Genomic DNA, 14543 nt, shown 5'->3' with positions numbered 1-14543 from the left:
GGGGACTTTCGCCCTCTCGCCTAGCGGGCCGCCTTGTGGGAGAGGTGGCTCGCCGCGCAGCGGCGAGACGGGTGAGGGGTGTCTCTCCGCGAGCTCAATAGAAAATGGTTTCGCGGAGAGAGACCTCTCATCCGGCGCTTCGCGCCACCTTCTCCCACAAGGGGAGAAGGAAGCTGAGCAAGGCGTGCAGTGAAACATTAATGCAGATTAACCCAAATTTCAGCCAATCCGCGAGCAAGCATTAGGGTTACTTCCTCGATCTCTAAGCGAATTATTGTCCGCTTTACCACCCGCCTCTAACACGAGGACGGCGGACAACGCACATGCCTCATTCCAGGCCAATAAGTGCGGCCCGCTCCACGCGGAGGTGGCACGATGCGCAACGAGACGATCGCTATTCACGCCGGCTACGAACCCGAAGCCACCACGCACGCGGTCGCCGTGCCGATCTACCAGACCGCGGCCTACGCCTTCGACAGCGCCGATCACGGCGCGGCCCTGTTCAATCTCGAGGCCGAAGGTTTCCGCTACAGCCGCATCGCCAATCCGACCAGCGCAGTGCTGGAGAAGCGCATCGCCCAGCTCGAAGGCGGCGTCGGCGCGCTGGCGGTCGCGACCGGGCAGGCGGCGCTGCATTTCGCCTTCGTCAATGTCGCCGACCACGGCGGCAACATCGTCTCCGTGCCGCAGCTCTACGGCACCACGCACACACTGCTCTCCCATATTCTGCCGCGGCAGGGCATCACCGGTCGCTTCGCCGATAGCGACGGACCGGATGCAGTTGCGAAGCTGATCGACGAGAACACTCGCGCGGTGTTCGCCGAGACAATTGGCAATCCCGCCGGCAATGTCTGCGACATCGAGGCGTTGGCCAAGGTCGCGCATGCGCACGGCGTGCCGCTGATCGTCGACAACACCGTCGCAACCCCGATCCTGCTCAAGCCGTTCGACTACGGCGCCGACATTGCCGTGCACTCGCTGACCAAGTTCCTGGGCGGTCACGGTACCACGCTCGGTGGCGCCATCGTCGATTCCGGAAACTTTCCCTGGGCGAAATATGCCGACCGTTTCCCGGCCTACAACAAGCCCGACGCCTCCTATCACGGTCTGGTCTATGCCGAGCGCTTCGGCCGCACTGCCTATATCGAGCGGGCGCGGAGCGTCTATCAGCGCACCATGGGCTCGGTGCTGTCGCCGTTCAACGCCTTCCTGCTGCTTCAGGGCATCGAGACCGTGGCGCTGCGCATGGAGCGCCATGTCGAGAACGCCCGCAAGGTCGCCGAATTCCTGCGCGTCGATCCGCGCGTGGCCTGGGTCAACTACACCGGTTTTCCGGACAGCCCCTATTATCCCCTGGTGCAGAAGTACCTGAACGGCAACGCCTCCTCGCTGTTCACCTTCGGCATCAAGGGCGGCATGGAGGCCGGCAAGACGTTCTACGATGCGCTGAAGCTGATCACGCGGCTCGTCAATATCGGCGACGCCAAATCGCTCGCCTGCCACCCGGCATCGACCACCCATCGCCAGATGTCGGCGGAGCAGCAGCGCGCCGCCGGCGTGCTGCCGGAGACCATTCGTCTGTCGATCGGCATCGAGCATGTCTCCGACATCATCGAGGATATCGACCAGGCGCTGGAAAAGGCCTGCCCGTTGGCGCGCCGCGAGGCTGCGGAGTAGGCGGCGCCGTCCATGACGATCTTGATCGACAAGGATCAGGTCATCGCGGGCCCTACGCTGGTGCCGGCCGCGCACGACCTCGCGCGCGATCCCGGCGCCGAGCTCACCATCGGCCTCGTCAACAACATGCCGGATGCCGCGTTGAAGGCGACCGAGCGGCAGTTCACGAAGCTGCTTCAGGCCGCAGCAGGCTCGCGCCGTATCCGTTTCCACTGCTTCTCGCTTCCCACCGTGAAGCGATCGCCGGAGGCGAAGTGGCATGTCGAGAGCGAGTATTCCGATCTTTCCGATCTCGAGCGCGGCAAATTCGACGGGCTGATCGTGACGGGCGCAGAGCCGATCGCGCCCGAGCTCGACCGGGAGCCGTACTGGCGCGACCTCACCAACCTGGTCGACTGGGCCAAGGCGAACACGCGTTCGACGATCTGGTCGTGCCTTGCCGCGCATGCCGCGGTGCTGCATCTCGACGGCATTGAACGGCGGCGGCTGCCGGCCAAATGCCACGGCATTTTCGCTTGCGACGTCGTGGCGGACGATTCCCTGACGCGCTCCGCGCCTGCGCCGCTCAAGGTCTCGCATTCACGTCTGAACGCGATCGCCGAGAGCGACCTCGTGCGGACCGGTTATCAGGTGCTGACGCGGTCGGAGGAGGCCGGCGTCGACGTCTTCGTTCGCCAATATGCCAGCCGCTTCGTGTTCTTCCAGGGCCACCCGGAATATGACGCACTGTCGCTCCAGCGCGAATATCTGCGTGACATCGGCCGCTATCTCGCGCGGGAGCGGGAGAACTATCCTCACCTGCCGGTGAGTTATTTTGACGCAGCAACAGAAGAGAAGCTGGCTCGCTTCGAGAGGAAGGCGGCACACCAGCGCCATCCGGCGCTCAGCAACGAGCTGCCCGCGCTGAACCTGCGTGCCGATATCGGCGCTGGCGACGCGGCGGCGGTGCTCTTCCGCAATTGGTTGCGCTATCTCGGCGCGGACGCCGACGCGACGATCTCGGTGCGCTAGCTGAAACGCTCTTTGTTCGGCGTTAGGATTACCCGGTCGTTAGGCTTGCTTCGATCTGCGTACGAATGTTTCAGTAGGGCAAGAAGACATCACGGGAAACGCAGTCGTGTGGTCGGCACTGAAGGGACGCGTGAGCAATCGGCTGGCCCGGCATTTCCGCGCCGCGCCGCATCGGCTGCCTGCGCATGCGCCGATGGTGAGCTTCACATTCGATGACGCCCCCGATAGCGCCGCAGGCGAGGGCGCCGAGCTTCTGGAGCGGCACGGCGGGCGCGGCACCTATTACCTCGCCGGCAGCCTGATCGGTCGGCCGTCGGAGTATTGGCATGGCTTGTCGGATGACGCGATCGTTCGACTTCACCGCGCCGGGCACGAGATTGCCTGCCACACCTTCTCGCATCGGAGCTCGGCCACGCTCGACGAAGCCGCGATGGCGCGCGAGATCGAACGAAACCGCAGTCATATCCACGGCATCGATGCCTCGATCCAGCCGCAGAATTTCGCCTATCCCTATGGCATCGCCTCGGTCTGGCGCAAGCCGCAGCTGGCAAGAGCCTTCCGCTCCGCGCGCGGCATCCTTCCCGGCGTCAACAGCGGCATCATCGACCTCCAATTTCTGCGCGCCTCGCCCTTGATCGATCGCGAGATCGACACGGCGGGGATCGATCGCTATTTCAACGATGCGGTCTTAAGCGGCGGCTGGCTGATCTTCTACGGCCACGACGTCACCGACAAACCGAGCCCCTATGGCTGCACGCCGCATCTGATGCGTCATGCGCTCGAAGCCGCCGCCAAGCGCAACATGCCGATCGTGACGGTCGCAGAAGCCCTGCAACGGATCGGGGCGTAGCCCTTTTTCACCTCTCCGCGCTTGGGAGAGGCAGTTGCGTTCGACCATTCGGCAGAGGTCGTCATGCCCGGGCTTGTCCCGGGCAGCAACGTTGTTGGTGCTACGTGGAGAGGCGTGGATGGCCGGGACAAGCCCGGCCGTGACGCTGTGGGTCCTGTCAGTGCCCAGCCCGATGATAACCCGGATCGCTTGCGAGGAGAGGGAGAAGATGGCCTTGCCACAGCCACACCAGCATGCGACTGGCCTTGTGACGAATCCCACGGCCTGATCCGCTCCGCCCATGTCCGCTCCCTCCACCGCTCCGCTGTCTGCGCCGGCCAACGGCCGCGATGCGCTGTCGGTGCTGCATTCCGTGTTCGGGCTGCCGGGTTTTCGCGGCGCCCAGGGCGAGATCATCCGGCATGTCACAGGTGGCGGCAATTGCCTCGTGCTGATGCCGACCGGCGGCGGCAAGTCGCTGTGCTATCAGCTTCCGTCCCTGCTGCGCGAGGGCTGCGGCATCGTGGTCTCGCCACTGATCGCGTTGATGCGCGATCAGGTCGCGGGCCTGCTGGAGGCCGGGGTCAATGCCGCCGCGCTGAACTCGTCGCTGACGCCGCAGCAGGCGTCCGACATCGAACGCCGCCTGCTCGCCGGCGATCTCGATCTGCTCTATGTCGCGCCGGAACGGCTGGTCACGCCGCGCTGCCTGTCGCTGCTGGCGCAGGCCAAGGTGGCGCTGTTCGCGATCGACGAGGCGCATTGCGTCTCGCAGTGGGGTCACGACTTCCGGCCCGAATATGTCGGCCTTTCCGTCATCGCCGAGCGCTTTCCCGATGTGCCGCGCATCGCGCTGACCGCGACCGCCGACGAGCTGACGCGCAAGGAGATCGTCGAGCGGCTTCAGCTGACGGGCGCGCCGCAGTTCGTCTCGAGCTTCGACCGGCCCAACATCCGCTACGAGATCGTCGACAAGCGCAATGCGGTGTCGCAGTTGAAGGACTTCATCCGAGAGCGCCATATGGGCGATGCCGGCGTTGTCTACTGCCTGTCGCGCAACCGCGTCGAGGAGGTCGCCGCCGCGCTTGCCGAGGCCGGCATTGCGGCGCTGCCCTACCACGCCGGGCTCGACGGAGCGGTGCGCTCGCGCAACCAGGACCGCTTCCTCAACGAGGACGGCATCGTCATCGTCGCGACCATCGCCTTCGGCATGGGCATCGACAAGCCCGACGTGCGCTTCGTCGCCCATCTCGACCTGCCCAAGAGCATCGAGGCCTACTACCAGGAGACGGGACGCGCCGGCCGTGACGGCAAGCCGTCGACGGCCTGGATGACTTACGGCCTTTCCGACATCGTGCAGCAGCGCCGCATGATCGACGAATCGGCCGGATCGGAGGATTTCAAGCGGGTCTCGATCGGCAAGCTCGATGCGCTGGTCGGCCTCGCCGAGACGCCGCATTGCCGCCGCCGCCGATTGCTCGCCTATTTCGGCGAGATCGTGATGGGCGAGAGCTGCGGCAACTGCGACAATTGCCTGACGCCGCCGAAGATGCGGGACGGCAAGGTGCTGGCGCAGAAGCTGTTGTCGTGCGTCTACCGCACCGGCCAGCGTTTCGGTGCCATGCATTTGATCGACGTGCTGGTCGGACGCCTGACCGAGAAGGTCACGCAGTTCGGTCACGACAAGCTGTCGGTGTTCGGCGTCGGACGCGAGCTCAACGAGAAGCAGTGGCGCACGGTGCTGCGTCAATTGGTGGCGATGGGTCATTTGCGCAGCGACAGCGAAGCCTATGGCGCGCTCAAGCTGACGGAGTCTTCGCGCGGGGTGCTGCGCGGCGAGACCGAGGTCTGGCTGCGCGAGGAAACGCCCGGCACGCGTGTTCGCGTCAGCCGCGCCAAGTCGCGACGCGGCGACCTCGCGCCCGGAGCGAGCGCGCCGCAAGGCGACGTCGATCCCGAATTGCGCGGGCGGCTGCGGGCCTGGCGGTCAGAGGTCGCGCGTGAACGCGGCGTGCCGGCCTATGTGGTGCTGCACGATGCAACGATCGACGGCATCGTCCGGGCCTGGCCGACGACGCTGGACGAGCTGCGCAACGTCCCCGGAATCGGCGACAAGAAGCTAGAGCATTACGGCGACGACCTGCTGCAGATCGTCAGGGCGCGGTAGGGCGCGCCCTATTCCCCAGTCGTCATCCCAGGGCGCGACTTCGTCGCGCCCCAGGGACGACAGAGGAGCTAGCCGTTCCGGAACGCGTAGCCGTAGCCGTTGAGCGCCGGGGCGCCGCCAAGATGGGCGTACAAAATCTTCGCGCCCTTCTCGAAATGGCCCTTTTTGGTCAGGTCGATCAAGCCTTGCATCGATTTACCCTCGTAGACAGGGTCGGTGATCATCGCTTCGAGACGCGCGGTGAGGCGGATGGCCTCCTTGGTCTCTTCCGAGGGCACGCCATAGGCTGGATAGGCGTAATCCTCGACCAACACGACGTCGTCGGCAACGATGTCCTTGCCGAGCTCGACGAGCTTTGCCGTGTTCTGCGCGATCGAGAGCACCTGCGCCTTGGTCTGGGCGGGCGTGCAGGAGGCGTCGATGCCGATCACCTTTCGTGCACGGCCGTCGGCGGCAAAGCCGACCAGCATGCCGGCATGGGTGGAGCCGGTGACGGTGCAGACGACGATGTAGTCGAACTTGAAGCCGAGCTCGGCTTCCTGCTTGCGCACCTCCTCGGCGAAGCCGACATAGCCGAGGCCCCCAAACTTATGCACGGAGGCGCCGGCGGGAATCGCATAGGGCTTGCCGCCCGCGGCCTTCACTTCCTCGATCGCCTGCTCCCAGCTCTTGCGGATGCCGATGTCGAAGCCGTCGTCGACCAGGCGCACGTCGGCGCCCATGATGCGCGAGAGCATGATGTTGCCGACGCGGTCATAGACGGCGTCCTCGTGCGGCACCCAGGCCTCCTGCACCAGGCGGCACTTCATGCCGAGCTTGGCCGCGACCGCCGCGATCATGCGGGTGTGGTTGGATTGCACGCCGCCGATCGAGACCAGCGTATCGGCATTGGAGGCGATCGCATCGGGGATGATGTATTCGAGCTTGCGCAGCTTGTTGCCGCCATAGGCGAGACCGGAATTGCAGTCCTCGCGCTTGGCATAGATCTCGACATTGCCGCCGAGATGTTTTGACAGCCGCTCCAGCTTCTCGATGGGCGTCGGGCCGAAGGTCAAAGGATAGCGCGGAAATTTGTCCAGCTTCATGGGTCATCCCGATTGGCGTTGGTGTTGGCAGCTGCCTAGCATCGCGTCGGAAAAATGTGCTCTCGAATATTGCGCCAATGCTGCGCAACTTCTTGCGGAAGAGGCGACATGCACTAATGTTCCTTCCAGAATAATACCAATTAATGAAAGCTTCTTTCATGGCCGCCCGACTGGACCGCACTGACCTTAAGATCCTGAGATTGCTTCAGAATAACGGCCGGCTCAGCAATGCCGAGCTGGCCGAAACGGTCGCCATCAGCCCCGCCACCTGCCATCGCCGCACCCAGCGCCTGTTCGAGGACGGCTTCATCCCCACCGTGCGCGCCATGGTCGCCCCGAAGAAGGTGGCCAAGGGCACCCTGGTGATGGTCGGCGTCGTGCTCGACCGCTCGACGCCGGAAAGCTTTGCCACCTTCGAGCAGGCGATCGCAAAACTGAAATTCGTGCTCGACTGCCACCTCGTCGCCGGCGATTTCGACTACTTCCTCAAGATCCGCGTCGGCGACATGGAGGATTTCAACCGCATCCACGGCGAGCAGCTGATCGCGCTCCCCGGCGTGCGCCAGACCCGGACCTTCTTCGTGATGAAGGAAGTCGTCGACAACGCGCCGCTGGAATTTTGAGCGGGCGTGCCGTTATTGGACGGTGATCGAATAGGTATCGACGTCGCGGCTGCCCCTGCCGGTGATCATCTCGATGGTGAAACTATCCGGGCCGCGATAGCCCGGATTCGATCGGTAATTGACCTCGAAGGCCTTGATCGGCCGTCCGGTGCATGGCGTACCGCCGCCGCGGGCGAAGCGGTTGATCTCGATGCGCGAGTCCACGGTGCGCGTCGTCAGCTTGCCGTGCTGCGGCTTGGTCAGCAGCTTCACCATGCCGCCATTGCCCTCGCAGTTCTTTCCCCACGAGCGGTAGTGATGCATTCTGACCGTTGTTCCGGACGGGACCGTCCGATCGAATTGCATCGCATGCGCCGGTCCGATCGTTGCCCAGAGCAGGCCCAGCATCGCGATCCAGGCTTCAAATTTCATTCCGTAAGCCCCAGCATCACGGCAATGTCAGCATATCGCAAGCGTTCTGCCAAGCCACTCGGCCGTCCCGGAAACTCACTTGCCTTGCGCGCGCACACGCGAGCCTCGCGGCTGGTCTTTCGAGCAGGAGCGTTATTCAGCGCACTTGATGCGCGATCCGCATCATGAGAGATTCGTATGATGCAGACATTCCCCTTCCGCCAGCACGATCCGGCCGGGCCAGCCTATCGGCGCGGCTGGGTCGACGACGCCGTGGCGGCGATCGAGGCCGACCAGTGCCGCACCGCCGACACGCACCTGATCCGGCTGATCGTGCCGGCGCTATCGGGCATCGACATCTACCTGAAGGATGAGTCCACGCATCCGACCGGCAGCCTGAAGCATCGGCTCGCGCGCTCGCTCTTTCTGTATGCGCTCTGCAACGGCCACATCCGCGCAGGCACGCCCGTGGTCGAGGCCTCCTCGGGATCGACCGCGGTGTCGGAAGCCTATTTCGCAGAGATGATCGGGGTGCCCTTCTACGCCGTGATGCCGCGTACGACCTCGGCGGAGAAGATCGCCGCGATCGAGCATTATGGCGGCAATTGCCATTTGATCGACGACGGCCGCGCGCTCTATGCGGAAGCAGCCGCGCTCGCCGGCCGGCTGAACGGCCATTACATGGACCAGTTCACCTTCGCCGAGCGCGCCACCGACTGGCGCGGCAACAACAACATCGCCGAGTCCATCTTCACGCAATTGGCGGGCGAGCCGCGGCCGATTCCGGACTGGATCGTGATGGGCGCCGGCACCGGCGGCACGTCGGCGACCATCGGACGTTATCTGCGCTATCGGCAATATCCGACGCGGCTGTGCGTCGCCGACGTCGAGCATTCCGCCTTCTTCGATTGCTTCCGCGCGCAGGACCGCTCGCGCGTCTGCGACCGCCCGTCGCTGATCGAGGGCGTCGGCCGTCCGCGCTGCGAGCCCTCCTTCGTGCCCGGCGTGGTCGACCGCATGATGAAGATCCCGGACGCGGCAACGATCGGGGCGATGAACGTGCTGTCGCGCCGGCTGCGCCGCCCGGTCGGCGGCTCCACCGGCACCAACTTCCTGGCGCTGTGCCGGCTCGCCTCGGAGATGCGCCAGGCCAACGTCACGGGATCGCTGGTGACGCTGATCTGCGATTCCGGCGAGCGCTACCGGCAGACCTATTATGAGCCGGAATGGCTGAAGGCGCGCGGTCTCGATCCCGCGCCGGCCGAAGCGGCGCTGTCGTCGTTCCTTGCGACAGGTGATCCGCTGATGCTCGAGGTCGACGACGTCGTCAATCCGCAAGTGCATAACGCGCTGAGCTAATACGGCCGGCACCAGTCAGGGACGATCCCTGCCTTTGGGCCAGCGCGGACCGCCTAGGCGCGTACAGTGGAGCAGATAAGGGCCCTGTTCGCGCCACGCATCGGTCTTGGCAACCTCTTGCCATCCGCATTTTTCGGGATCTCGCTCAAAGTGCTTTGGCTTCGTTTCAATGAAAGGGCCGGTCTCCATTTCGATCTTGTCGATCTTCCAATCGTAGACCAAGGCAGGTGCGCCCGGCTGATGCGCCTGGCTTTCAAAATAGAAGAATGGGTCTACTCCAATGGAGATTAGTCCTTCCAACCATTCGTCCAGGCGAACATTGTCAGGAGGCTTTCCGTCGCAATACATGAGAATGCCGGCGTCTAGTACCCACCAATCCTCTTGTGCGTGCACGACTTGGCCGACGACTTGGTATGAAGTCTCCACTATTCGCTCGACTGATGGAGCTTTGCGGTCAAATCGACCGCACTTCGAAAGCGGAACTATCGGGTAGAATTCGAGCGCGAATGACACGCTTGTCGCTTGCGCGAAATCGCCGTAGTTGCCGTCCTGAATAACCCAACTATCAAGTCCGACAATCAGATTGATCATTCGATGACATGCCAATAACAGACTACTGGGACATAGCATGGTTGTGCGGATATCTCTACACTACTTAAATCGCCCGGTCGTCACGGCAACTTCACTTGCCTCGCGTGTCCCTGCAGGCGACGGTTGCGTCTTCTCAACGAGGAGATCCCGCCGTGCGCCTTCCCATTCTCGATCCGAAAGACCTGAGTGCCGAACAGAAGCCGCTCTATGACGACATGCGGGCCGGCATGCAGGACCACTTCAAGGGTTTCGTGAACATGCGCGAGGACGGCGCGCTGCTCGGGCCCTGGAATCCCTGGCTCCGCGAGCCGCGCTTCGGCAAGCCGGTGTGGGAGCTGGTCAAGGCGATCGCCTCGAACCCGCTGCTGCCCGCGGCCGTACGCGAGGTCGCGATCCTCGTCACCGGCTCGCATTTCCGCTCCGGTTACGAGCTCTACGCTCATGTGCTGGTGGCCGAGCAGCGTGGTCTCTCCGACGAGAAGCTCGCGACCATCGTCGCCGGCCAGCGGCCGGTGGACCTCACCAGGCAGGAAGCCATCGCCTACGACATGGCTTCGGCGCTGGTCAGCGGCGGCGTGTTGCCGGAGCTGACCTGGCGTGCGGCCGTGAAGGAATTCGGCGAGCACGGCGCGGCCGAGCTGTCCTATCTCGTCGGCGTCTACTGCATGGTCTCGGTCACGCTTAACACCTTCGATGTGCCGGTGCCGGACTAAGCCTGACCCCTTCGACTACTCTGCCGCCTTGCTGGCGGGCGGCGCAGGCACGAAGGCGACGCAGCGATTGCGGCCCTCGGCCTTGGCCTGGTAGAGCGCGTGATCGGCCGCGGCCATCAGCGCATCGATGCCGGACATGCTGACGGTGGCCTCCGCGATGCCGATGCTCACGGTGACGCCGAACTGCGCCTGATGCGCGTTCAGCAGGATCGCCATCGCGCGTTTGCGGATTCGCTCGGCGACGAGCCAGGCGCGTGACAGGCTGGTCTCGGGCAGCAGAACCGCGAACTCCTCGCCGCCGAGGCGGCCGACGAGATCGGACTTGCGCTTGCCCTCGTTGCATGCGGCTGCGACGGCCTTGATCGCTTCGTCGCCGACCGCGTGACCATAGCGATCGTTCACCGACTTGAAATGGTCGATATCGAGCATCAGGACCGAGACCGAGCGGTAGTAGCGCTGGAAGCGACTCCATTCCGCATCGAGGGCCCCGAGGAAATGCCGACGATTGTAAAGCCCCGTGAGCGGATCGGTGGTCGCCAGTCGCTCCAGCATGGCGGCTTTGTTGGTGAGATCGGTGATGTCGACATAGGTCAGCATGCGGCCGCCGTTTGCCATTGTGGTGCAATGGGCCCTGATCCGCCGCCCGTCAGGCGTCTGAAGGTCACGCACGTGATCGCCGGCCTTGACCTCTGCGAGCCGCCTCGCCGGAAATCTCGTCAGTTCATTTGCGGGAATGTTCGGCGCACTCGCGCGTTGAGCCCGGCTCACCAGCGATGAATAGGCCGGTCGGCTTGCCGCCTCCTGCTCGCTCACTTCCCAAAACCGCCGCATCCGTCGATTCATGAAGCTGGCGTTGAGATCGTGATCGAGCAGCAGCACGCCGTCCTCGACATTCTCCAGCGCATCGCGCAGCAGCTTCAGCTCGTCGGAGGCGCGCACGATATCGGTGACGGGCGTATAGGTCAGCATTCGCCCGCCGTCCGGCAGCGGCGTACATTGCATGCGAACGACGTCGCCGCCGGAGCGACGCAGATCGAGCGGCGACGCGTCACCGGCCTGAACGTGACGGACCCGCCCGGCGACGTAGGCCTCGAGTTCGGCCGGTGGAATCTCGTAAGCGAGTGTATCGCGGCCATGATGCATCAGGGTCACGAAGGACGGATAGCTGTTGGCGACCTCGTCCGGCAACAACCACATCTGCCGGAATGCGCGATTGATCAACCTTGCGCGCAGATCTGCATCCAGCAGCACGATTCCGAGCGGTACGAAATCAAGCGCGGCGCGCAGCGCGAGCATCTGTCCGCGCATGAGCGCATCGGACGAGCGTCCGCGCTCCTCGCCGGCGGGATGCTCGACACTGTCCGGTTGCTCGATCGCGACGCCGACCTGGCGGTCCGAGCGCCAGATCACACGGCAGGTCAGCACGTCGCGCCCCGCGATCCTGAGCTGGAATTGCTCGGGCACGCCGAGGCCGCTCTCCATCTCCAGCGTCGCCGCCTCCTCGGTCAGCCGGCGCACGACGCAATCAATCGACGACTGGCCGAAATTGAAGAAAATCTTCCCAGAAAGCAACGTCCGTTCCGAAACCAGATGGGGCATCCGCAGCCTCCCAAACGAATACGATGCGAAAAGCCGGGGTAGTTTCGCGCAAGCTTCTTTGCGGCGGTGTAACGCAAGCGATGTTCCGGAATGAGGATTAACGATCGGTTGACGCCCGATGCTGAACGCTGTCCGGTCGGTCAAGAGCTCCCGCCGCACCTGACCAGGAGTTCCTTGCGAACGCAGTCAGTTGCGCACCGCATAGAGCGGCGTGCGCAACGTCAGCTGGTATGACGGCTTCGGCATCCAGGCGATCTGCGCGGTGATGCCGAACAGACGGTTGTCGTTGTCGTCCATGCGGTCGAGGTCGAGGCGCAGGGTCGGCTGGGTGAAGGACTCCGCTATCGTTCGGCCTGCGAACTGCGCGCCGCCGAAAGACTGTATGCCGAGGCGCCCGGTGAACTTCCAGTTGCTCGGCCATTGATAATAGCCGCCGGCATAAAGGATCGTGTTCGGCCGGATACTGGCGAACGGGCTGGCGATGGTGGTGTAGGTATATTGCATGCCGGCCAGCCAGCCCCGCGTCTCGTCCTCGTCGAGTGCGTAGTCGAATTCCACGATGTTGTTGAAGGAATTCGTCATGCCCTGCTCGTTGGGCACCGACTGCGTCAGGGTCGATTGCAGCGTGATGGTCGGGATCTTCCCGCCATTCTGCTGGTAGAGATCGGCCTGCACGCCGATGTTCCAGCTGGTGATGTCGAAGGACGACCAGCCGCCGCCGATGTCAATGGTAGATCCCGACACGCCGCCATAAAGCGAGACGCGGTCGCTGACGTCGACGGTCAGCGGCAGGTCGAGGCCGACGGCCTTTGCCGCCGGCAAGCCGTTCGGCAGCGTTGTACCGCGTTGCGTCGCCAGTGCTCCGAATGCGGCCGAGAGCGAGGTGTTGCCGAAGCCGAGCCCGAGCGTGCCCGCCGGGATCGTCGCATAGATGGTGCGAAGGTCGAGATAGATGTTCGGCACCGCCGGCTTCGTCGGCTTGTCCTCCTCATCGTCGGCCGCGAAGGCGGCGCCTGCCGGGATCGCCAGGCAAAGCAGTCCCGTCGCGGCAGCGCGCAAGGCCGGACGACGGGATTGGTTGCGAAGGGGCACGTGACGATCCGACGCGTGGCGATTTGATGGCGAAACCGCTGCTAGATGGAACGTGATCGCTTGCTTGGTCAAGCTCTATCCGCAAGCGATGGACGGCATGGATATGTGCGGTTACCCTGCCGTGATCGCACCGACACACTCGCCCGCCACAGTGCCGGCCGAACAATGGAGGACGACGCCATGAACACGTCACGCCGCATCCTGCTTACCGGTCTGGCGGGGCTCGCCGTTGCTCCGAGTGCTGCGGCGGCCGCTGCACCCAGGGCCGAGCCGGGCGAGGTGACGGTCGCGGAGGAGCGCTTCGCGCGCACGATTGCGGCAGCGCATGCGCCCGACCTTGCCTGCGCATGGCAGGCGGAGCGTTACGCCAATGCGCACTGGCCGGAATATGTCGCAGCAGCGCGCGCGGTGATCGGCGCGCGCGCGTGATCAAGCGCGCTCACCTCTTCACCGCCCGCCGAACCTGCTCGCCGATCTGCGACAGCACGAGCTGTGCCTGCGGCAGGATTGCGCCCATGGCGTGGAAGTTGTGGACCATGCCATCATGGCAAACATGCTCGACCGCGACCCCCGCGGCCAGCAGCTTGCGGGCATAGGCATTGCCCTCGTCGCGCATCGGGTCGTATTCGGCGGTGTGGATGATCGCGGTCGGCAGGCCTGTGAGCCGCGTTGCCCGTAAGGGAGAAACGCGGGGGTCGGCGGTGTCGATGCCGTCGGGCAGATAGTCGGAGAGATCGGCTTCGATCGTGACGCGGTCGATCAGATGGCCCTCGGCAAAGGCCTCGCGTGAAGGCGAGGTTTCCTCGAAATCCAGCACCGGGCAGATCAGGCACTGGGCGGCGATGGAGAGGCCGGCGGTCTGCGCCGCATTCTGGCACACGATCGCCGCCAGTGTGGCGCCGGCGGAATCGCCGCCGATCACAAGACGGTCGGCGTCGATGCCGAGCGATGCCGCCTCGCGTGCGACCCATTCGGTGGCGGCGATCGCGTCCTCGACCGCGGCGGGGAACCGGTGCTCCGGCGCGAGCCGGTAGTCGATCGACACGAGCCGGCATCCGGTGGCATGCGCCAGCGCTGCCGCGATGCGGTCGTGCGTGGCAATGCTGCCGGCGACGAGCCCGCCGCCATGAAAGAACACGAAGCCCGGTGTGGGCGCTTCAGTGCCTGCCGGCGTATAGAGGCGATAGGGCAGCTCGCCGCCCGGGCCGGTCAGCATGCCGTCGGAGGTCGTCACATCCGGCGCTTCGGCACGTGCGAACTGCATCAGCTTCGCCAGCGATTGCCGCCGCGCCTCCACGCTCGGCTGGCTCCGCGCCTGCGGCGCAGCCGCAGCCATCATGGTCAACAAACGCTTTGCGAGCGGATCGAGCGGCATGGGGCACTCCACATCGTGGTCAGTATTATAGC

14 protein-coding genes are annotated in these 14543 nt (G+C 64.5%); 8 read left to right on the top strand and 6 right to left on the bottom strand.

Annotated elements, in window-relative coordinates:
• The first annotated feature begins 375 nt into the window (after window positions 1-375).
• From BDOA9_RS04285 to recQ, 4 genes are all read left to right on the top strand, one after another.
• Complete coding sequence (locus tag BDOA9_RS04285; protein ID WP_025032718.1) at window positions 376-1677, top strand: O-acetylhomoserine aminocarboxypropyltransferase/cysteine synthase family protein; 1302 nt, start codon at window positions 376-378, stop codon at window positions 1675-1677.
• Window positions 1678-1689: 12 nt separating this feature from the next.
• Window positions 1690-2688 (top strand): homoserine O-succinyltransferase MetA, encoded by a 999-nt coding sequence (gene metA, locus BDOA9_RS04280; protein WP_025032717.1) that lies wholly within the window; start codon window positions 1690-1692, stop codon window positions 2686-2688.
• 106 nt (window positions 2689-2794) lie between these two features.
• Window positions 2795-3538, top strand: a complete 744-nt coding sequence (locus tag BDOA9_RS04275; RefSeq protein WP_025032716.1) for a polysaccharide deacetylase family protein — start codon at window positions 2795-2797, stop codon at window positions 3536-3538.
• A gap of 280 nt (window positions 3539-3818) precedes the next feature.
• Entirely contained in the window at window positions 3819-5684 is a 1866-nt protein-coding gene (gene recQ / locus BDOA9_RS04270; protein WP_025032715.1) for a DNA helicase RecQ, read from the top strand.
• A gap of 68 nt (window positions 5685-5752) precedes the next feature.
• On the opposite strand, the gene BDOA9_RS04265 is transcribed toward recQ, so the two are convergent.
• Window positions 5753-6769 (bottom strand): 1-aminocyclopropane-1-carboxylate deaminase, encoded by a 1017-nt coding sequence (locus tag BDOA9_RS04265; protein WP_025032714.1) that lies wholly within the window; start codon window positions 6767-6769, stop codon window positions 5753-5755.
• Between the two features lie 158 nt (window positions 6770-6927).
• Here BDOA9_RS04265 and BDOA9_RS04260 point away from each other — a divergent pair, with 158 nt between their 5' ends.
• Complete coding sequence (locus tag BDOA9_RS04260; protein WP_025032713.1) at window positions 6928-7392, top strand: Lrp/AsnC family transcriptional regulator; 465 nt, start codon at window positions 6928-6930, stop codon at window positions 7390-7392.
• A 12-nt stretch (window positions 7393-7404) separates the two neighbouring features.
• On the opposite strand, the gene BDOA9_RS04255 is transcribed toward BDOA9_RS04260, so the two are convergent.
• Entirely contained in the window at window positions 7405-7803 is a 399-nt protein-coding gene (locus BDOA9_RS04255) for a hypothetical protein (protein ID WP_025032712.1), read from the bottom strand.
• 180 nt (window positions 7804-7983) lie between these two features.
• On the opposite strand from BDOA9_RS04255, the gene BDOA9_RS04250 reads away from it, so the two are divergent.
• Window positions 7984-9141, top strand: a complete 1158-nt coding sequence (locus tag BDOA9_RS04250; RefSeq protein WP_025032711.1) for a PLP-dependent cysteine synthase family protein — start codon at window positions 7984-7986, stop codon at window positions 9139-9141.
• A gap of 15 nt (window positions 9142-9156) precedes the next feature.
• On the opposite strand, the gene BDOA9_RS04245 is transcribed toward BDOA9_RS04250, so the two are convergent.
• A complete protein-coding gene (locus BDOA9_RS04245; protein WP_025032710.1) occupies window positions 9157-9732 on the bottom strand; it encodes a hypothetical protein in 576 nt (191 codons plus the stop codon).
• Between the two features lie 152 nt (window positions 9733-9884).
• Here BDOA9_RS04245 and BDOA9_RS04240 point away from each other — a divergent pair, with 152 nt between their 5' ends.
• The gene (locus tag BDOA9_RS04240; protein ID WP_025032709.1) at window positions 9885-10445 is read left to right on the top strand and encodes a carboxymuconolactone decarboxylase family protein; all 561 of its coding nucleotides are present in this window, start codon (window positions 9885-9887) and stop codon (window positions 10443-10445) included.
• A gap of 15 nt (window positions 10446-10460) precedes the next feature.
• Here BDOA9_RS04240 and BDOA9_RS04235 read toward each other — a convergent pair whose 3' ends face one another.
• Together BDOA9_RS04235 and BDOA9_RS04230 are read right to left on the bottom strand one after the other, a co-directional pair.
• Window positions 10461-12044 (bottom strand): sensor domain-containing diguanylate cyclase, encoded by a 1584-nt coding sequence (locus tag BDOA9_RS04235; RefSeq protein WP_025032708.1) that lies wholly within the window; start codon window positions 12042-12044, stop codon window positions 10461-10463.
• A 186-nt stretch (window positions 12045-12230) separates the two neighbouring features.
• A complete protein-coding gene (locus tag BDOA9_RS04230) occupies window positions 12231-13103 on the bottom strand; it encodes a hypothetical protein (RefSeq protein ID WP_025032707.1) in 873 nt (290 codons plus the stop codon).
• Window positions 13104-13316: 213 nt separating this feature from the next.
• Between BDOA9_RS04230 and BDOA9_RS04225 the strand changes: the two genes are divergently transcribed.
• Window positions 13317-13565: a hypothetical protein gene (locus tag BDOA9_RS04225; protein WP_025032706.1), complete on the top strand. Its 249-nt coding sequence runs from the start codon at window positions 13317-13319 to the stop codon at window positions 13563-13565.
• A 10-nt stretch (window positions 13566-13575) separates the two neighbouring features.
• Here the strand turns inward: BDOA9_RS04225 and BDOA9_RS04220 are convergent, their stop codons facing one another.
• Window positions 13576-14511 (bottom strand): alpha/beta hydrolase, encoded by a 936-nt coding sequence (locus tag BDOA9_RS04220; protein ID WP_025032705.1) that lies wholly within the window; start codon window positions 14509-14511, stop codon window positions 13576-13578.
• Between the last annotated feature and the right edge of the window lie 32 nt (window positions 14512-14543).

It is taken from the genome of Bradyrhizobium sp. DOA9 (assembly GCF_000617845.2).
Taxonomy (GTDB): domain Bacteria; phylum Pseudomonadota; class Alphaproteobacteria; order Rhizobiales; family Xanthobacteraceae; genus Bradyrhizobium.
This window is presented reverse-complemented; position numbering and strand designations above follow the sequence as displayed.

Bases quoted from the DNA above. Each gene is read 5' to 3' on its own strand.
- BDOA9_RS04285 (WP_025032718.1), top strand. From the start codon at position 376: ATGCGCAACGAGACGATCGCTATTCACGCCGGCTACGAACCCGAAGCC.
- metA (WP_025032717.1), top strand. From the start codon at position 1,690: ATGACGATCTTGATCGACAAGGATCAGGTCATCGCGGGCCCTACGCTG.
- recQ (WP_025032715.1), top strand. From the start codon at position 3,819: ATGTCCGCTCCCTCCACCGCTCCGCTGTCTGCGCCGGCCAACGGCCGC.
- BDOA9_RS04265 (WP_025032714.1), bottom strand. From the start codon at position 6,769: ATGAAGCTGGACAAATTTCCGCGCTATCCTTTGACCTTCGGCCCGACG.
- BDOA9_RS04260 (WP_025032713.1), top strand. From the start codon at position 6,928: ATGGCCGCCCGACTGGACCGCACTGACCTTAAGATCCTGAGATTGCTT.
- BDOA9_RS04255 (WP_025032712.1), bottom strand. From the start codon at position 7,803: ATGAAATTTGAAGCCTGGATCGCGATGCTGGGCCTGCTCTGGGCAACG.
- BDOA9_RS04250 (WP_025032711.1), top strand. From the start codon at position 7,984: ATGCAGACATTCCCCTTCCGCCAGCACGATCCGGCCGGGCCAGCCTAT.
- BDOA9_RS04245 (WP_025032710.1), bottom strand. From the start codon at position 9,732: ATGATCAATCTGATTGTCGGACTTGATAGTTGGGTTATTCAGGACGGC.
- BDOA9_RS04235 (WP_025032708.1), bottom strand. From the start codon at position 12,044: ATGCCCCATCTGGTTTCGGAACGGACGTTGCTTTCTGGGAAGATTTTC.
- BDOA9_RS04225 (WP_025032706.1), top strand. From the start codon at position 13,317: ATGAACACGTCACGCCGCATCCTGCTTACCGGTCTGGCGGGGCTCGCC.
- BDOA9_RS04220 (WP_025032705.1), bottom strand. From the start codon at position 14,511: ATGCCGCTCGATCCGCTCGCAAAGCGTTTGTTGACCATGATGGCTGCG.